Below are 18,207 nucleotides of genomic sequence, written 5' to 3' on the forward strand. Positions count from 1 at the left end.
CCTAGGTGGATGTGCAGCGTCTGACGAGGTTCACCCGAACACGTGCCCCCCGTTGATCCGCAGGCCCACCGGGTGGCCGGCCGGATGGCGGATGCCGTCGAAATCCTCCACCGCCAGGACCCGTCCCTCGGTATCGACCACCTCGATGCGCTGGCGGCCCTGGCTGCGGTAGGAGCTGCGCACGGTGCCGGACAGGTGCGCCGCCTCGAACTCGGCGAGCTGCAACTGCCACGGCCGGACGTAGAGCTTGACCGGGCCGATGATCCCGGCCGGCGCGGCGACGGGCGTCTCGCGGCCACGCACCAGGACACGGCCGCCCTCCGCGAGGGCTTCCACCTCGACGTGATCGCCCAAAAACTTCATCACGGTCGCGGAGGCCGGGTGCTCCTGGACCTCGTCCGGGGTGCCGACCTGCTCAAGGCGGCCGCGGTCGAGCACGGCGACCCGGTCCGACAGCTCCAGGGCCTCGTCCTGGTCGTGAGTGACGAAGATCGTGGTCTGGCCGGTGCGGTCGTGGATCTCGCGCAGCCAGCGGCGCAGGTCCTTGCGGACCTGGGCATCCAGCGCGCCGAAGGGCTCGTCCAGCAGCAGGACCCGCGGCTCGACGGCGAGCGCGCGCGCGAGCGCCACCCGCTGGCGCTGGCCGCCGGAGAGTTGCGACGGGAAGCGGTCGCCGAAGCCCGAGAGCCGGATCAGGTCGAGCAGGTCGCCGACCCGGCGCTTGATCTCAGGCTTGGCCGGCCGCTCGGCCCGGCGCCGCGCGTTCAGCCCGTACGCGATGTTGTCGGCCACGCTCATGTGCTTGAACAGGGCGTAGTGCTGGAACACGAAGCCCACCGCCCGCTCCTGCACGGCAAGCCCCGTGGCGTCGTCGTCGCCGAACAGGATCCGGCCCCGGTCCGGCGCGTCGAGCCCGGCGATGATCCGCAGCAGGGTCGTCTTGCCCGAGCCCGAGGGGCCGAGCAGGCCGAGCAGCTCCCCCGCCCGCACGTCGATCGACAGGTCGTGCAGCACCGCGGCCGTGTCGAAGGTCTTCGAGACGTTCTCGACCCGGATCGCCGTCGAGGGACGGTCAGTGGGCGCGGCCGTGCGCAAGGTCGCCCGCGAAGCGCCATTCGAGGAAGGATTTGAGGACGAGGGTGATGAGGGCAAGGACGGCGAGGAGCGAAGCGACGGCGAAGGCGGCGACGAAGTTGTACTCATTGTAGAGGATCTCCACGTGGAGTGGGATGGTGTTGGTCAGGCCGCGGATGTGGCCGGACACCACCGACACCGCCCCGAATTCGCCCATCGCCCGGGCATTGCAGAGGAGCACGCTGTAGAGCAGGCCCCAGCGGATGTTGGGCAGCGTCACCGTGCGGAACGCGTGCAGTCCCGAGGCGCCGAGCGTCAGCGCGGCCTCCTCCTCCGCGGAACCCTGTTCCTGCATCAGCGGGATCAGCTCGCGGGCCACGAACGGGAAGGTGACGAACACCGTGGCGAGCACGATCCCCGGCAGGGCGAACAGCACCTGGAACCCGTGGTCCATGAGCCAGGTGCCGAACAGGCCCTGCGAGCCGAACAGCAGCACGTAGATCAGCCCAGAGACCACCGGCGAGACCGAGAACGGCAGGTCGATCAGGGTGATCAGCAGCGACTTGCCGGGGAACTCGAACTTGGCGATCGCCCAGGAGGCCGCCAGGCCGAACACCACGTTGAACGGCACCGCGATCGCCGCCACCGTCAGGGTCAGGCGGATCGCGCTCCAGGCATCCGGCTCCCGGAACGCCGCCAGGAAGGCATCGAGCCCCTTCGAGAGCGCCTGGGTGAACACCGCGAGCAGCGGCAGCACCAGGAACAGCGCCAGGAAGGTGATCGCGATCCCGATCAGGACGAGCCGGGTTCCGGCGCCCTCCGAGGCGACGGGCTCCGCCCGCGTGGCCGGCGCGACGGTCGGGGAGAAGATCTCAGACATAGCCGAAGCGCCTCCGGCTCCAGGCCTGGATCAGGTTGATGGCGAGCAGGGTCAGGAACGAGATGCCCAGCATGATCGTGGCGATGGCCGCCGCGCCGCCGTAGTCGAACTCGGACAGCTTGATCACGATCAGCAGCGGCGCGATCTCCGAGACGTAGGGCAGGTTGCCGGCGATGAAGATGATCGAGCCGTATTCGCCGACCCCCCGGGCGAAGGCCAGGGCGAACCCGGTGAGCACAGCCGGGATCAGCGGCGGCAGCACCACCCGGGTCAGGGTCCCGAGCCGGGTGGCGCCCAGGGTGGCGGAGGCCTCCTCGATCTCCTTGTCGATCTCGGCGATCAGCGGCTGCACGGTCCGCACCGCGAAGGGCAGCCCGATGAACACCATGGCGATGAAGATCCCCACCGGCGTGTAGGCCGCCTGGATGCCGAGACGGGCGAGCGGCGCGCCGAGCAGCCCGTCCGGCGCGTAGAGCGCGGCGAGCGCGATGCCGGCCACGGCGGTCGGCAGGGCGAAGGGCAGGTCGACCGCCGCGTCGACGATCTTCCGGCCCGGGAAGCGGTAGCGGGTCAGGACCCAGGCGACCAGGAAGCCGAACACCGAGGCGGTGAGCGCCGCGACCGCGGAGACGCCGAAGCTGAGCTTCAGGGCGCTGGCCACCCGCGGATCGGTGGCCACGTACCAGATCCCCGAGAGCCCGAGGCCGGACGCCTTGGCCACGAGCCCGGCGAGCGGCAGGAGCACGACGAGCCCGAGGCAGGTCAGCGTGTAGCCGAAGCTGAGCCCGAAGCCCGGGATCACGCTGGGACGGCGGAAGGTCCGTTTGCGACGCGGTGTCTCGACCATGGTTCCCGCCTCAGCGGCCGGCCCGGCTCAACCGGTCGAACAGGCCGCCGGCGTCGAAGTTCCGCTTCTGGATCTCGTCCCAGGACCCCTGCATGTCCTCGATCTTGAACAGCTTGATTTCGGGGAGCTGGGCGAGGTCGGCCGGCGCCGCCGCCTCGCGGCGGATCGGGCGGTAATGGTGCTTGGCGAAGATCGCCTGCGCGCGGTCGCTGTAGAGGAAATCGAGATAGGCCTGGGCGGCCTTGGTGGTGCCCTTGCGCTCGGCGTTCACCGCCACGAGGGCCACCGGCGGCTCGGCGTAGATCGAGGTCGGTGGCGAGACGATGTCGAACTTGTCGGCGCCGAACTCCTGCAGCACCAAGTAGGCCTCGTTCTCCCAGGTCGGCAGCACGTCGCCGAGCCCGCGCTGCGCGAAGGTTACGGTCGAGCCGCGCGCCCCGGTGTCGAGCACGGGCACGTTCTTGTAGATCTGGCCCACGAAGGCATCCGCCTTGGCGGTGTCCTTGTCCTGGCCGTAGGCGTAGCCCCAGGCGGCCAGGAAGTTCCAGCGTCCGCCGGCCGAGGTCTTCGGGTTGGGGGTGATCACCTTCACGTCGGGCTTGGTCAGGTCGGCCCAGTCCTTCACGCCCTTCGGGTTGCCCTTGCGGACCAGGAACACCACCGTCGAGGTGTAGGGCACGGCCTCGTTCGGGAGCTTGCTGCGCCAGTCGTCGGGGATCTTACGGGTGAGCTTGGCGATGGCGTCGATGTCCGACGGGATGCCCAGCGTGACCACGTCGGCGTCGACGCCGTCGATCACAGTCCGGGCCTGTGCACCCGAGCCGCCATGCGAGGCGCGCACGGTGATCGCCTCGCCGGTCTTGGCCTTCCACGCCTCGGCGAAGACCGCGTTGATCTCGCGATAGAGTTCCCGGGTCGGGTCGTAGGAGACGTTCAGCAGTGCGGTCTCGGCGTTTGCCGGCAGGAGCCCGCTCAGCAGGCCGGCGCCGACCAGCATCGAGAAGCCGAGCGCCCCCACAGCCCGGTTCCGTGCCGCACCGTTCTTCGTCACGTCGATTCTCCCCGCCGGCCACGGTTGCGCTGCAAAGAGGCGCACGCCAGGGCCCCTGGATCGTTCGTTTTACCGAACGAAGTCAAGCCAGGCGGCGGCTCTCGCATCGTCGTGCGCTTGAAGCAGGATCGGCGGAATTCCCGGAAACACAAGCGTGTCCGAGTTCGCCGCTCGGCGGAGCACATGGATCTTCTCCCGCAGAATGCGCAGGGAGAAGAATGTCGCCACAGGAGCGAGTTTCATAGAAAGAACGACTTGGTGTGCGCTGACGCACCTGCCGCGTGATGCCGTCTGGGCCCGCGCGCTTCCGCGATCTTCAGAGGGGCGCGGCTTACGGCTTCGCTTTACCGAGCTGCTTCACCAGGGCTTCGAGGCGCTGGTCGATCGGCGCAGCGAACGTGTCGGCGTAGACCGAGCGCAGGTTCTGCCCGAGATGCCGCCGCACGCTCGGGCTGAGCGGGGCCACGGTCGAGGAGGCGGTCTCTTCGGAGGGGCGCTCCGGATACGACTTCGTCATGATCCCGAGGCTCCCGTGTGTCCCGCCCTGAGAATGGCAAAGCTTGGTTAAGAGACCGTCACGGATGGCCGATGTCCGCGCTCGGAACTGGCCACGCCGGGGGCACGTTGCCGGCCATGACCCCTCGCGCAGATCGGATTCACCCTTTGTCCCGCTCGATGTCCCTGACCCTCTCGGCATTCCTGATGGTGGCCGCGACGGCTGCGCCTGCCCTGGCCCAGACCAAGCCCGGCGAGATCAAGGGCATCGACGCCATGGGCGACAAGTCGCGCAGCGCCCAGGATGGCTGGAGCCAGGCCCCCGTTCCCCGCGAGCAGTCGGCCGCCAAGGACGCGCCGAACCCGGGTGGCCACTCCATCGACGAGAACGCCAAGCGGCCCGTCCCCGGCGCCAACACCGGCGGGTCTTCGGCGACGGAGCCGCAGGCACCGCTGGACCACCGCACCGGCGGCCCCTCCGGCACGAACCCGGCCGCGCCCTCGAAGTGAGAAAGGCCAACGCGCTCAAGGCGATGGTGCCGAACCCAAGGGGCCGATCAACTTAAAACATCAGCGGGCTGTGTGTCACGCAACCACACTTGCCTCGTGCACGCTTTTTTGGGACACACTGGAATTATACCAGATCGCCTTTAAGGAGCGGAGATGACGGTCCAGGTCTCTAGGCGTGGCCTGCTCAAAGGGGCCGGCGCCGGCCTCGCGGGCGGCTCGCTCGGCGCACTCGGCTTCGGCGGCCTTCAGCCGGCCATGGCCGCCGCAGTGCGGCCGTTCAAGCTCGCGCAGATGCGCGAGACCCGCAACACGTGCCCGTACTGCTCGGTAGCGTGCGGCGTCATCCTGTACAGCCTCGGCGACCGCTCGAAGAACGCGCGCTCCTCGGTGATGCATGTCGAAGGCGACCCCGATCACCCGGTCAACCGCGGCACCCTCTGCCCGAAGGGCTCGGCGCTGCTCGACTTCGTGCATTCGGAGACCCGCACGAAGTACCCGCTCTACCGCGCCCCGGGCACGTCCGCGTTCAAGCGCGTCTCCTGGGACTTCGCCCTCGACCGGATCGCCACCCTCCTCAAGGAGGATCGGGACAAGAACTTCCTGGCCAAGAACGAAGAGCTCACGGTCAACCGCTGGACCACGACGGGCTTCCTCGGCGCCTCGGCCACCACCAACGAGACGGCCTGGCTGACCTACAAGACAGTCCGCAGCATGGGGGCCCTGGTCTTCGATAATCAGGCCAGGGTTTGACACGGTCCGTCGGTCGCCAGTTTGGCGCCCTCCTTCGGACGCGGTGCGATGACCAACCTCTGGATGGACATCAAGCACGCGGACGTGATTACCGTGATGGGCGGCAATGCCGCCGAAGCGCATCCGTGCGGATTTAAGTGGGTCGTCGAGGCGAAGGCCCATAACAACGCCAAGCTCATCGTCGTCGACCCGCGCTTCACCCGCACGGCGTCGGTGGCCGACCTGTACTGCCCGATCCGGCAGGGGACCGACATCGCGTTCCTGTCCGGCGTCGCGAAGTACCTGATCGACAACGACAAGCTGCAGCACCGCTACGTCGCGGCCTATTCCAACGCGGGCTACGTCGTCCGCGAGGGCTACGATTTCAGCGAGGGCCTGTTCGCCGGCTACGACGCCGACAAGCGCGACTACGACAAGACCACCTGGGACTACGAGATCGGTCCCGATGGCTACGCCGTGGTCGACGAGACGATGCAGCATCCGCGCTGCGTCATGCAGCTCCTGAAGAAGCACATCGCCATCTACACGCCCGAGATGGTGGAGCGGATCTGCGGCTCGCCGAAGGAGACCTTCCTGAAGGTCTGCGAGCTGATGGCGACCACGTCGTCCCCTGAGCGGACGATGGCCTCGCTCTACGCGCTCGGCTGGACGCACCACTCCAAGGGCTCGCAGAACATCCGCTCGATGTGCATCGTCCAGACGTTGCTCGGCAACATCGGCATGCTCGGTGGCGGGATGCAGGCGTTGCGCGGCCACTCCAACATCCAGGGGCTGACCGATCTCGGGCTGATGTCGAACCTCATCCCGGGCTATCTCAACCTGCCCGTGGAGAAGGAGCCGGACTACGCGAGCTACATCGCCAAGCGGCAGTTCAAGCCGCTGCGCCCGGGGCAGACCAGCTACTGGCAGAACTACAACAAGTTCTTCGTCTCGTTCCAGAAGATGATGTGGGGCGACAAGGCGACGAAGGAGAACGACTGGGCCTACGATTACCTGCCCAAGCTCGATGTGCCGACCTACGACGTGATCCGTGGGTTCGAGCTCGCCAAGCAGGGCAAGATGACGGGCTACATCATCCAGGGCTTCAACCCCCTGCTGTCGTTCCCCAATCGCGCCAAGATGACGGAAGCCTTCTCCAAGATGAAGTTCATCGTGGTGATGGATCCGCTCAAGACGGAGACCGCCCGGTTCTGGGAGAACCACGGCGAGTATAACGACGTCGACCCGACCAAGATCCAGACCGAGGTGTTCGAGCTGCCGACCACCCTGTTCGCGGAGGAGGAGGGCTCGCTGTCGAACTCCAGCCGCTGGCTGCAGTGGCACTGGCAGGCCCAGGAGGCTCCGGGCGAGTGCCGCTCGGACATCGAGATCATGTCGGAGATCTTCCTCCGCGTGAAGGCGGCCTACAAGAAGGACGGCGGCGCGTTCCCGGACCCGATCGTCAACCTGAAATGGGACTACGCCATCGCCGAGTCGCCGACGCCGACCGAGCTCGCCCGCGAGCTCAACGGCTACACGGTGGCGCCGACGCCCGACCTCAACGGGACCGTCATGCCGGCGGGCCGGCAACTCGACGGCTTCGCCCAGCTCAAGGACGACGGCACGACCGCCTGCGGGTGCTGGATCTACTCGGGCTGCTACACCGAGAAGGGCAACACCATGGCCCGCCGGGACAACACCGATCCCGGCGACCGCGGCATCGCGCCGAACTGGGCCTTCGCGTGGCCGGCCAACCGGCGCGTGCTCTACAACCGGGCGTCCTGCGACCCGGAGGGCAAGCCCTGGTCGGAGAAGAAGAAGCTCATCGAGTGGAACGGCAAGCAGTGGATCGGCTTCGACGTCCCGGACTACGGCGTCACCGTCGCCCCCGATAAGGGCGTCGGCCCGTTCATCCTGAACCAGGAGGGCGTCGCCCGCCTGTGGACCCGGGGGCTCATGCGCGACGGGCCGTTCCCGACGCACTACGAGCCGTTCGAGTCGCCGATGGCCAACATCCCGTTCCCGAAGATCAAGGGCGCCCCGGCGGCCCGGATCTTCAAGGACGACCTGGCCGATCTCGGCGACGCGACCGAGTTCCCCTACGCGGCGACCAGCTACCGCCTGACCGAGCACTTCCACGGCTGGACCAAGCACGCCCGGATCAACGCGATCCTCCAGCCGGAGGCCTTCGTGGAGATCTCGGAAGAGCTCGCGAAGGAGAAGGGCATCGCCAAGGGCGGCTGGGTCCGCGTCTGGTCGAAGCGCGGCTCGCTCAAGGCCAAGGCGGTGGTGACGAAGCGGATCAAGCCGCTGATCTGCGACGGCAAGCCCGTCCACGTCGTCGGCATCCCGCAGCACTGGGGCTTCATGGGCCTGACGAAGAAAGGATGGCACCCGAACTCGCTGACGCCCGTGGTGGGTGACGCGAACACCGAGACGCCGGAGTTCAAGGCCTGGCTCGTGAATATCGAGCCGACCACGCCGCCGTCCGACGCGGTCGCCTGAGGGGAGCTGACAGCATGGCCGATTACAGCTCCCTCGATATCCGCCAGCGCTCCGCCTCCACGGAGACGCCGCCGGAGATCCGCCGCCAGGTGGAGGTCGCCAAGCTCATCGACGTGTCGAAATGCATCGGCTGCAAGGCCTGCCAATCGGCTTGCGAGGAGTGGAACGACCTGCGCGACGACATCGGGATCAACCGCGGTGTCTATGACAACCCCCACGACCTCACCCCGAAGTCGTGGACCCTCATGCGGTTCACCGAGTACGAGAACCCGGAGACCCAGAACCTCGAATGGCTGATCCGCAAGGACGGCTGCATGCACTGCACCGAGCCGGGCTGCCTCAAGGCCTGCCCGTCCCCCGGGGCGATCGTGCAGTACTCCAACGGCATCGTCGACTTCATCGAGGAGAACTGCATCGGCTGCGGCTACTGCGTGAAGGGATGCCCGTTCAACATCCCGCGCATCAGCCAGACCGACCACAAGGCGTATAAGTGCACCTTGTGCTCGGACCGGGTCGCGGTGGGTCAGGCCCCGGCCTGCGCCAAGGCGTGCCCGACCGGCTCGATCATGTTCGGCACCAAGCAGGCGATGATCGAGCAGGCCGAGAGCCGCGTCGAGGACCTGAAGTCGCGCGGCTTCGAGCATGCCGGCCTCTACGACCCGGCCGGCGTTGGCGGCACGCACGTCATGTACGTGCTGCACCACGCCGACCAGCCGAGCCTCTATGCCGGCCTGCCGAACGACCCGAAGATCTCGCCGCTGGTGGCCTTTTGGAAGGGCGGCGCCAAGGTGTTCGGGCTCGCCGCGATGGGCTTTGCCGCAGTTGCGGGCTTCTTCCACTACGTGACGGCCGGCCCGAACGAGGTCGTGCCGGAAGAAGAGGAGGAGGCGGTCGAGTACGACGAGGCCAAGCGCCGCGGCGAGACCGGCGGCGGCGAGGCGCGGCCGCACTAGGCGCGACGGTCTCCCTCCCCCCTTTGCGGGGGAGGGTGGCCCCCGAAAGGGGGTCGGGAGAGGGGAGCGACGGTGCAGGATGGGGCGTTGCCCGTCATGCCGATCCCATCCTTTCCTGAGCCCGGGTTCCCCTCTCCCGACTCCTGCTGACGCAGGGGCCACCCTCCCCCGCAGAGGGGGAGGGAGAGCTGCGCGGATCCGGAATCGACAGGGTGGCACCGTCGAGGTCATGCCGCCCTACATCAAGTTTCCGGGTCGTTCCGTGCCGCGGAGCCGGCCCCGTCACGCGCGAGAAGGCCGATGACGAGCCAGAACGAGATTCGGGACGGCGATTCCCGCCCCCTCCACCACGCCAAGTCCGAGGCGCCGGAGGTGATGTACGTCCCCCGCTACACCGGGGTGCAACGCGTGAACCACTGGATCACCGCGATCCTGTTCACGCTGCTGACCCTGTCCGGGCTGGCGATGTTCACGCCCTACCTGTTCTCGCTGACCGGCCTGTTCGGCGGCGGGCAGGCGACGCGCGCGATCCATCCGTGGTTCGGCGTCGCCCTGGCGGTGAGCTTCTTCTTCCTGTTCGTGCGCTTCTGGAAGCTCAACATCCCCAACAAGGACGATGTCGCGTGGTCCATGAAGATCGGCGACGTCGTCACCAACCGGGAGGATCGCCTGCCCGAGCTCGGCAAGTACAATGCCGGCCAGAAGGGCGTGTTCTGGGGCCAGACCGCGCTGATCGGGGTGATGTTCGTCACCGGCCTGATGATCTGGAACACCTATTTCGGCGGGCTGACCACCATCGAGACCCAGCGCTGGGCGCTGCTCGCCCACTCGCTCGCGGCCGTGATCGCCATCGCGATCATCGTGGTCCACATCTACGCCGGCATCTGGGTGCGCGGCACCGGCCGGGCGATGGTGCGCGGCACGGTGACGGGTGGCTGGGCCTACCGGCATCACCGCAAGTGGTTCCGGCAGATCGCCGGATCCAAGGCGCGCCGGGGCTCGGTGGACAAGCGCGGATCCTGAGGCGTGGCCAACTTCTTCAGGCGCAAGCCAACGGTACCGGCCGGGACGACGCCCGCCGGGTCCGAGCCCAAACCCCAGCGGCGGGATTTCAGTGAGCTGAAGCCCGATCCCGACAAGATCGGGATCTCGGGCTCGGTCCCGTTCGTGCGGCTGCCCGATCCCGGGACGCTGTTCGCCGACCGGGCCGCGCGCCTGATTGCGGCGGCACCGGGACATCCGATGGAGGCCTATCTCCGGTTCGTCGCCGAGGTGGCCCGGGCGCAGGCGTCCGTGCAGGCGGCGTTTCCACCCGCCGAGGCCCCGGCTGCCTCCGACATGGCCCTGCGGACCGAGCACGGGATGCCGCCCCTGTCGCGCCAGCGGCTCGAGGCGGATGCCGGCTTCGACGGTTGCCTCACCGCGCTGCTGGACCAGCTCGACCTGTCGGTATCCCCGGAGGCGTCACAGGCCGCCCGCGCGAGCCTGCTCGCGGCCTCCCCGGCGGACCGGCTGGATCTCGCCGTACAGGTCGTGGAAGGCGCGCTTCCGGTGGAGCGGATCGCCGAATGCGTGTTCGTGGCGGCCGCCCTCCAGGTCCGGTTCGCCCAGGATGCGGCGCGTCTCGACGCCTCGGCGCTGAAACCCGTGGCCGACGGCGTTTGCCCGTGCTGCGGCGGCGCGCCGGTGGCGAGCGTGGTGGTGAGCTGGACCCCGGCCGACAAGGCCCGGTACCTGAGCTGCTCGGTTTGCAACACCCTGTGGAACCACGTCCGGATCCGCTGCACCGCCTGCGGCTCCGGCGAAGGCATCAGCTATTACGGGCTCGACGAGGTCTCGAAGGACGTCCAGGTCGAGACCTGCACGACCTGCCACAGCTACATCAAGCACCTGCACCAGCACCGGGCGCCGACCCTCGACCCGGTGGCGGACGATATCGCGTCCTACGGCCTCGACCTGAAGATCGCCGAGGACGGATTCCGCCGCGCGGGCTTGAACTTGCTGTTCATCGTTTAAGTCCCGGATCAACCCGGTCCGGGACCGCGTGAAGGGGCAGAGCCGAGCCCTGCCCGATCCCGCGCGCTCAGCGATACCCGTACCGGCTCTTGGCGGCGGCCAGCAGGTGGAGCGCCGGGCCGGACTTGCCGGCGGCGCATTCCGCGGCGGCCTGGCTCAGGTCGGCGTTGAACTGGTCGCCCACCGGCTTGTTGAGGTTGCCGGTGGCCACATCGCTGTCCACGATGGCCTTGGTGCGCGCGATCTCCGGGCCGCAGCCGCTGCCGGCGGGCAGGGACAACGGCGCCGGAACGATGGGCGAGGGCTCGGAGACCTTGGGCGCGGCGGCGCGCTGCTGGCAGGCACCGAGCGTCGCGGCGGCGAGAACCACGAGGCTGAGGCGCATCGGAAGACGTGACGCGGGCACGGCGATCATCCTGTTGCGGCGCACGGGCTGCGCCGCCAGGGTTTTGGGCCGAGCTTGGCAGTGGGTCAATCGCCCGGGCGGCATACCCGCACGCTGTGATGATCACACATGGGGTTCCGGGTGGTCTGAGGCTCGATCAGGTGCCCGATCCTGAACCGGGACGCGCCCATCCTCCCCGCAAACGGGGAGGATGGGCGCCCTCCCTGGACGGCACGTTCCGTTGACCGTGTGCATCGTCCCGGGCCCGTCCGCAGATCCGCCGGCCCGGGCGTCGGCGCGCCCTATTTGGCCTTGTCGGACAGCGCCTTCAGGCCGGATTCGTAGATCCCCTGGATGGCGTCGACCGCCACGGTGTCGGGGGCGCCCTTGGCGTTGAAGGTCCCGCTCCAGGTCACCTTGGAGCCCGTGCCCTCGGGGGCGACGGCCAGCGTCGACTTGTAGTCGGCGACCGGCAGCGGGCCATCCAGGATCGTGTAGGTGTAGCTCATCACCTTGTCGTCGCGGGAGACCTGCTCCTCCTTGAGGGTGCCGCCGCCCTTCAGGCTCAGCGTGCGGACCTTCAGGCCGTCCTTGTCGGACAGGACGCACTTCTCGATGGCCGGGTGCCAATCGCCGATGCCGCAGAACTCGCCGATCGTCTGCCAGACCTTGGCCGGCGGCGCGGCGATGTCGGCCGAGCGCGTCACCTCCAGGGCGTGGCCCGCGACGGTGGAAGCGGCCAGCGCCAAGGCGGCAAGCGGCAGGGGCCGGCTGAAAGCGAAGGGCATCGGGGGGTCTCCATCCATATCGATCGCGGCGGGCGCCGCGCAGGCTCTGGGGCCGCGCAGGAGCTAAGCCGCGAGACCCGCCGGGGCAATGGGCCGGCCTGACGGACGGCGGCTTCCGCGCCCAGACGACGCGGCGGGCGGACAGGGCGTCCCGGTCGAAGCCCCTACCCTACCACCCATCCCCGACGTCGCCCTCGACCGGGTCGCCATACCCCTGCACCGGCGCGTAGGCCGGGCGCACGGCGGTTCGGGCGTACGAGGCCGGGAGCGTGCGCCGGCCCATCTGGTCCAGGTCGGCCAGGGTGTCGTCCGGGGCATAGGGATCGCGGCTCCGGGCGAGCCGGCGGGTGCGCGTGCCGCGCTCGGCCACCAGGGCATCGGTGCCCTCGATCTGGACGCGAGTCCGGCTCGCCCCCTGGGCCTTCACGAGGTTGAACAAGGTCGCGGCGTTGCGCACCGACAGCCGCACGCAGCCGTGCGAGGCCGCGCGCCCGAGGCTGCGGACATGGTTGGTGCCGTGGATCGCGTGGCCCTGGTTCGTGAAGAACATCGCGAACGGCATGGGCGCATCGTCCCACTCCTTCGAGAAGTGGGTGCGCTCCATCCGGAACGGCCGATAGGAACCGGACGGCGTGTCGTAGGCCTCGACCCCGGTGGAGACCGGCCAGGTGTAGCGCGGCTGCCCATCGACCGTGACCTCCATGCGCTGGGAGGATTTGTCGACGGTGATGAGCACATCCGCCCGGGCCGCCGGGGACGCGGCGCCCCACAGGAGCAGTCCGGACAGGACCGAGACCAGACCGATACGCATGAATGACCTCGATGGAGGGGGAAACCGCTTCGAGATAGGCTAAGCCCTTGCTAACGCCAAGGTTCCTGGGCGGGATCCTGCCGCCGCGGGGTTCGACTGCGCAGGCGCTGCGACGGCCGAGGGGCCGCCCGGATCCGGCCGCCTGCATCGTCGTCGCGGGCGGTCGCGAACCCACCCGGTGCAGCGCTTGCACGCGGAACTTGGCTTGGTCCTTGGCCGCTTCCCCAGGCGGGCGGCCCGGCTTCGGCACGGAAGATGCCCCCCGGAAGTTGCGCCCGTTGACACCCGCCCGCCGCCGGGCGCCTCCTACCCCATCCCAGATCCGGAGATCTTATGGCCCTCGACCCCGCCCTCGCCGCCGAGATCGAAGCGTCCGTGGCCGAAGGCTTCGCCGACCAGGTCGCGCACACGCAGGCGCTGGTCCGGTTCGCCTCGCTGCGGGGCGCCGAGCATGCCTGCCAGGATTACGTGTTCGGGACGTTCCGGTCCCGGGGCTACGCCACCGAGCGCTTCGCCATGGACCGCGCCGCCATCGCGGCCCATCCGGGCGGCTCGAAGATCGACGAGCGCCACTCGGACGCCCCGATCGTCGTCTGCCACCACCGCCCGCAGACCGAGACCGGGCGCTCGCTGATCCTGCAGGCCCATGTCGACGTGGTGCCGGAAGGGCCCCGCGACCTGTGGACTCACCCGCCCTTCGATCCGGTGATCGAGGGCGACTGGCTCTACGGCCGCGGCGGCGGCGACATGAAGGCCGGGCACGCCGCCAACCTGTTCGCCCTCGATGCGCTGGCCCGCCTCGGCCTCCAGCCCGCCGCCGCGGTGACGATCCAGTCGGTGGTCGAGGAGGAATCCACCGGCAACGGCGCGCTCGCGACCCATCTGCGCGGCTACCGGGCCGACGCCGTGCTGATCCCGGAGCCCGAGGACGAGAAACTGGTGCGCGCCAACACCGGCGTGCTGTGGTTCACCGTCGAGGTCCGGGGCGTGCCCGTCCACGTGCGCGAGATGGGCGCCGGCGCCAACGCGATCGACGCGACCTATCGGGTCATCGCCGCTCTGCGGGAGCTCGAGGCGCGCTGGAACGCCGAGAAGGGCGCGCACCGCCACTTCGAGGCCGAGGACCACCCGATCAACCTCAATATCGGCCGGATCGAGGGCGGCGACTGGGCCTCCTCGGTGCCGGCCTGGTGCCGGATCGACTGCCGGGTGGCGCTTTATCCGGGCATGGAAGCGGCCCGGGCCGCCGCCGAGATCGAGGCCGCGGTCTCGGATTTCGCCCGCTCGGATTCCTTCTTGGCCAACAACCCGCCGCGCGTCGCCTTCAACGGGTTCTTCGCCGAAGGATACGTGCTGGCGGAGGGCTCAGAGGCGGAAGCCGTCCTCGGTCGCGCCCACGAGCGGGCGATGGGCGCCAAGCTGCAGAGCTTCATGTCGCCGAGCTACCTGGATACGCGGGTCTACGCCCTCTACGACCGGGTGCCGGCCCTGTGCTACGGGCCGATCGCCCAGAACGTCCACGGCTTCGACGAGCGCGTCAGCCTCGCCTCGGTCAAGCGCTGCACCACCGCGATGGCGCTGTTCGTGGCCGAGTGGTGCGGGACGGAGCGGCGGGCGGGCTGAAGCACGGGCTCCGCGCGAGCGGTTCACTACGACCTGCCTGCCCGATGTGAGCGCCCGCGATCCCCCTTTCTCAGGGGATCAGCCGGTCCGCCCGGAGCCGGGTGAACAGGTCGTAGAACGCGTCATCGGTGGGCTGATACGCCGTAAAGCCCAGCCGGCGGCTCTTGCTCATGTCGGTGACGACCTCGATCGGCCGGCCGAGATCGGCATCGGTGTGCCAGGGGGAGGCGAGCTTCGCGAGGTCCGTCTCGGCCAGGCCGTGGCGCTCGGCGAGCTCGGCCCAGGCCGGCCCGTCCTGCGCCATCCTGTCCTCCAGCGGCCGGACCGTACCATCGAACGGCACCGCCTCGATCCCGAACCAGTCGGCGATCCGGCCCCACATCCAGCTCCAGCGGAAGACGTCGCCGTCGACCACGTTGAACGCCTCGTTGGCGGCCTTCGGCTCGGTGGAGGCCCAGAGCAGCTGGCGGGCGAGCAGCCTCGCGTCGGTCATGTCGGTGAGCCCGTTCCACTGGGCGGCCGAGCCCGGGAATGTGAAGGGGCGCCCCAGCTCCCGGCACAGGGTGGCGTAGCAGGCCAGCGTCGTGCCCATGTTCATGGCATTGCCGACCGCCTTGCCGATGATCGTGTGCGGGCGGTGCACGCTCCAGGTGAAGCCGTCGCGGGCGCTGGCCGCGAACACCGCGTCCTCCTGGGCGTAGTAGAAGTTCTCGATGTCGAGCCGGCCCTGGTCCTCGCGGAACGGCGTCTGCGGCAGGGTGCCTTTGCCGTAGGCCTCGAACGGGCCGAGATAGTGCTTCAGCCCGGTCACCAGGGCGACGTGGCGGACGCTCTTCTGGGGCCGCAGGGCATCGAGCAGGTTCTCGATCATGGCCCGGTTGACCCGGATCATCTCCGCCTCGGTCGGGCGCCGCTGCCAAGTCGCCAGGAATACGTGGCTCGGCGCGAGGCCGGCGAGCGCCTTGTCGAGGGAGTCCGGGTCCTGAAGGTCGGCGACGACCGGCTCGACCCCCGCCATCGCCACAGGCTTGCGGGCGAGCCCCGCGACCCGCCAGCCCTCCTCGGCCAGCAGCGCCCCGGTGGCGCTCCCCACGATCCCGCTGGCGCCGACGATCAGGGCGGTGTTCGACATGCACATCCTCTCGACCCGGCTCACATCCCGGTTGAGCGGCAGATGCGGCCGCCCCCCATAGGCTTCAAGGCCGCCCGACGCCGCCCTCCCCCGCGTCGCGGGTATTGGCGGAGGCGCTTGGTAGACAGGCGTTCTCGTCGCTGGCCGCTTTCAGGAGGGGACCGATCGTGCTCGTGGAGGACTCGGGCGCAGAGAGCTATTTCTTCTTTGAAGGATGCGGGCGTTGCACCGCCGTCCGAACATCCTCCTTGTCATCCCGGGGCGCCGAAGGCGAACCCGGAATGACAAAGCGGTTTATTGTGCCGCCAGAGCATCATCATCGATCGGTGTCGTGATGCGCGGCCGCCGCTCCCCGCTCCTCACGCCACCCGGTCGATCGCCGCGCCCAGCACCTCGACGATCTCGCCGATCTGGCCGTGTTCGATGATCAGCGGCGGCGACAGGGCGATGATGTCGCCGGTGACGCGGGTGAGAAGGCCGCGCGCGAAGCAATCCACGAACAGGTCGTAGGCGCGCTTGCCGGGGGCGTCGGGCCGGGGCGCCAGCTCGATGCCGGCAATCAGCCCGATGGTGCGGATGTCGATGACGTTCTTGCGCCCGCGCAGGTCGTGCATCGCCGTGGCCCAGTCGTCCGCGAGGTCGGCGGCGCGGGTGAGCAGCCCCTCCTCCCGGTAGATGTCGAGCGTGGCGAGGCCGGCCGCGCACGCCACCGGGTGCCCGGAATAGGTGTAGCCGTGGAACAGCTCGATCCCGTCCGGGCCGTTCATCAGCGCGTCGTGCACCGCGCGGCTCGCGAACACTGCGCCCATCGGCACCGTGCCGTTGGTCAGGCCCTTGGCGCTGGTCACGAGATCGGGCACCACGCCGAAATAATCGGTGGCGAAGGGCGCGCCGAGGCGGCCGAAGCCGGAGATGACCTCGTCGAAGATCAGCAGGATGCCGTGCTTGGTGCAGAGCGCGCGCAGGCGTTCGAGATAGCCCTTCGGCGGGATCAGCACGCCGGTGGAGCCCGCCACCGGCTCCACGATGCAGGCCGCGATGGTCTCGGCCCCATGAAGCGCCACCAGCCGCTCCAGGTCGTCGGCCAGCTCCGCCCCGTGCTCGGGCTGGCCCTTCACGAAGGCGTTGCGGGCCGGATCGTGGGTATGGCGCAGGTGATCGGTACCGTTGAGCTGCGGGAAGACCCGGCGGTTCGACACGATGCCGCCCACCGACAGGCCGCCGAAGCCGACGCCGTGATACCCGCGCTCGCGGCCGATCAGCCGGGTGCGGGTGCCCTGCCCGATCGCCCGCTGGTAGGCGAGCGCGATCTTGAGGGCGGTGTCGACCGATTCGGAGCCGGAATTGGTGAAGAACACCCGGTCGAGGCGGTTGTCCGGGCCGCCCGGGGCGATCTCGGCCAGCCGCTCGGCGAACTCGAACGCGATCGGGTGGCCCATCTGGAAGGTCGGGGCGAAGTCCAGCGTCGCGAGCTGGCGCTCCACCGCGGCGGAGATCCCCCGGCGCCCGTGCCCGGCATTGACGCACCAGAGCCCGGCGGTGCCGTCCAGCACCGTGCGGCCGTCATCGGCCGTGTAGTGCATGCCCTCGGCGGCCACCAGCATCCGCGGCGCCGCCTTGAACTGGCGGTTGGCGGTGAACGGCATCCAGAAGGCGTCGAGCGACGGCGTGTTGCGCAGGGGATGGTCGGTCATGGGTCGGCTCTCCGGGGCGACGTCCAGTCCAGGGGACACCCTGGCGGATCGGGCAACAAGTCCTTTTCTGATCGCCGCCAAGCCCTTGCAGAATCGGGGCCGCGGACGGCACCGTTGCGGGATCCTCAACACCTGAAACGGGGCCGGGACGGATGAGCATCGATGTCGGCGCGCGCCTGCGCTTCGTGCGGGCCCGCCACGGCCTGTCGCAGCGGGCGCTGGCCAAGCGCGCCGGGGTGACGAACTCGGCGATTTCGCTGATCGAGGCGAACCGGGTGAACCCCTCGGTGGGCGCCCTCAAGCGCATCCTCGACGGGGTGCCGATCGGCATGGCCGAGTTCTTCGCGCTCGAACCGGAGCCGGAGCGCAAGGCGTTCTTCGCGGCAGACGAACTGACCGAGATCGGCCGCAAGGCGACCAAGGGGGCGATCTCGTTCCTGCAGGTCGGCGACAGCCTGTTCGGGCGCAAGCTCCAACTCCTGAAGGAGCGCTACGAGCCCGGGGCCGATACCGGCCGGGTGCCGCTCTCCCACGAGGGCGAGGAGGGCGGCATCGTGCTGTCCGGCCGCCTCGAGGTCACGGTCGGCGAGGAGCGGCGCATCCTCGGCCCCGGCGATGCCTACAGCTTCGACAGCCGCCGCCCGCACCGGTTCCGCTGCGTCGGCCCCAACCCGTGCGAGCTGGTCAGCGCCTGCACGCCGCCGAGTTTTTAGA

At 69.2% G+C, this 18,207-nt stretch carries 17 protein-coding genes; 7 read left to right on the forward strand and 10 right to left on the reverse strand.

The features are described from left to right. Nucleotides 1–30 precede the first annotated feature (30 nt). The 5 genes from AC0IY0_RS14675 to AC0IY0_RS14695 form a co-directional block, all read right to left on the reverse strand. The gene (locus AC0IY0_RS14675; RefSeq protein WP_246692708.1) at nucleotides 31–1,095 is read right to left on the reverse strand and encodes a sulfate/molybdate ABC transporter ATP-binding protein; all 1,065 of its coding nucleotides are present in this window, start codon (nucleotides 1,093–1,095) and stop codon (nucleotides 31–33) included. Further along, the gene (cysW, locus tag AC0IY0_RS14680) at nucleotides 1,073–1,954 is read right to left on the reverse strand and encodes a sulfate ABC transporter permease subunit CysW (RefSeq protein ID WP_419829724.1); all 882 of its coding nucleotides are present in this window, start codon (nucleotides 1,952–1,954) and stop codon (nucleotides 1,073–1,075) included. The genes AC0IY0_RS14675 and cysW overlap by 23 nt, the downstream gene beginning before the upstream one ends. After that, the gene (cysT, locus tag AC0IY0_RS14685; protein WP_147939412.1) at nucleotides 1,947–2,801 is read right to left on the reverse strand and encodes a sulfate ABC transporter permease subunit CysT; all 855 of its coding nucleotides are present in this window, start codon (nucleotides 2,799–2,801) and stop codon (nucleotides 1,947–1,949) included. The genes cysW and cysT overlap by 8 nt, the downstream gene beginning before the upstream one ends. 10 nt (nucleotides 2,802–2,811) lie before the next feature. After that, on the reverse strand, nucleotides 2,812–3,798 hold the full coding sequence (locus AC0IY0_RS14690) for a sulfate ABC transporter substrate-binding protein (RefSeq protein ID WP_147908886.1): 987 nt from the start codon (nucleotides 3,796–3,798) through the stop codon (nucleotides 2,812–2,814). Between the two features lie 385 nt (nucleotides 3,799–4,183). Continuing rightward, complete coding sequence (locus AC0IY0_RS14695) at nucleotides 4,184–4,369, reverse strand: hypothetical protein (RefSeq protein WP_147939411.1); 186 nt, start codon at nucleotides 4,367–4,369, stop codon at nucleotides 4,184–4,186. Nucleotides 4,370–4,515: 146 nt separating this feature from the next. Here AC0IY0_RS14695 and AC0IY0_RS14700 point away from each other — a divergent pair, with 146 nt between their 5' ends. The 5 genes from AC0IY0_RS14700 (at nucleotide 4,516) to fdhE (ending at nucleotide 11,060) form a co-directional block, all read left to right on the forward strand. Continuing rightward, entirely contained in the window at nucleotides 4,516–4,857 is a 342-nt protein-coding gene (locus AC0IY0_RS14700; RefSeq protein ID WP_147908862.1) for a hypothetical protein, read from the forward strand. Between the two features lie 153 nt (nucleotides 4,858–5,010). After that, entirely contained in the window at nucleotides 5,011–8,091 is a 3,081-nt protein-coding gene (fdnG, locus tag AC0IY0_RS14705; protein WP_471764268.1) for a formate dehydrogenase-N subunit alpha, read from the forward strand. A 14-nt stretch (nucleotides 8,092–8,105) separates the two neighbouring features. Next, nucleotides 8,106–9,044 (forward strand): formate dehydrogenase subunit beta, encoded by a 939-nt coding sequence (gene fdxH / locus AC0IY0_RS14710; protein WP_147856119.1) that lies wholly within the window; start codon nucleotides 8,106–8,108, stop codon nucleotides 9,042–9,044. Nucleotides 9,045–9,344: 300 nt separating this feature from the next. After that, nucleotides 9,345–10,067, forward strand: a complete 723-nt coding sequence (locus AC0IY0_RS14715; RefSeq protein WP_147939409.1) for a formate dehydrogenase subunit gamma — start codon at nucleotides 9,345–9,347, stop codon at nucleotides 10,065–10,067. A gap of 3 nt (nucleotides 10,068–10,070) precedes the next feature. Further along, complete coding sequence (gene fdhE / locus AC0IY0_RS14720) at nucleotides 10,071–11,060, forward strand: formate dehydrogenase accessory protein FdhE (RefSeq protein ID WP_471764270.1); 990 nt, start codon at nucleotides 10,071–10,073, stop codon at nucleotides 11,058–11,060. A gap of 67 nt (nucleotides 11,061–11,127) precedes the next feature. On the opposite strand, the gene AC0IY0_RS14725 is transcribed toward fdhE, so the two are convergent. The 3 genes from AC0IY0_RS14725 to AC0IY0_RS14735 all read right to left on the reverse strand — a co-directional run bounded on the left by AC0IY0_RS14725 (nucleotide 11,128) and on the right by AC0IY0_RS14735 (nucleotide 13,044). Next, nucleotides 11,128–11,475 (reverse strand): hypothetical protein, encoded by a 348-nt coding sequence (locus tag AC0IY0_RS14725; protein WP_147908887.1) that lies wholly within the window; start codon nucleotides 11,473–11,475, stop codon nucleotides 11,128–11,130. Between the two features lie 272 nt (nucleotides 11,476–11,747). Further along, the gene (locus tag AC0IY0_RS14730) at nucleotides 11,748–12,233 is read right to left on the reverse strand and encodes an SRPBCC family protein (protein ID WP_147908867.1); all 486 of its coding nucleotides are present in this window, start codon (nucleotides 12,231–12,233) and stop codon (nucleotides 11,748–11,750) included. 169 nt (nucleotides 12,234–12,402) lie between these two features. Next, a complete protein-coding gene (locus tag AC0IY0_RS14735) occupies nucleotides 12,403–13,044 on the reverse strand; it encodes a L,D-transpeptidase (RefSeq protein ID WP_147908868.1) in 642 nt (213 codons plus the stop codon). A 333-nt stretch (nucleotides 13,045–13,377) separates the two neighbouring features. On the opposite strand from AC0IY0_RS14735, the gene AC0IY0_RS14740 reads away from it, so the two are divergent. Further along, a complete protein-coding gene (locus AC0IY0_RS14740; protein WP_147908869.1) occupies nucleotides 13,378–14,667 on the forward strand; it encodes an ArgE/DapE family deacylase in 1,290 nt (429 codons plus the stop codon). Nucleotides 14,668–14,737: 70 nt separating this feature from the next. On the opposite strand, the gene AC0IY0_RS14745 is transcribed toward AC0IY0_RS14740, so the two are convergent. Both AC0IY0_RS14745 and aptA read right to left on the reverse strand, forming a co-directional pair. Next, nucleotides 14,738–15,799, reverse strand: coding sequence for an SDR family oxidoreductase (locus tag AC0IY0_RS14745; protein WP_147939405.1), 1,062 nt, complete (start codon nucleotides 15,797–15,799; stop codon nucleotides 14,738–14,740). A 359-nt stretch (nucleotides 15,800–16,158) separates the two neighbouring features. Then, nucleotides 16,159–17,493 (reverse strand): omega-aminotransferase AptA, encoded by a 1,335-nt coding sequence (gene aptA / locus AC0IY0_RS14750; RefSeq protein WP_147908871.1) that lies wholly within the window; start codon nucleotides 17,491–17,493, stop codon nucleotides 16,159–16,161. 152 nt (nucleotides 17,494–17,645) lie between these two features. On the opposite strand from aptA, the gene AC0IY0_RS14755 reads away from it, so the two are divergent. Beyond that, entirely contained in the window at nucleotides 17,646–18,206 is a 561-nt protein-coding gene (locus AC0IY0_RS14755; protein WP_147908872.1) for a cupin domain-containing protein, read from the forward strand. Nucleotide 18,207: the final 1 nt, after the last annotated feature.

The organism is Methylobacterium sp. AC315 (assembly GCF_979253755.1).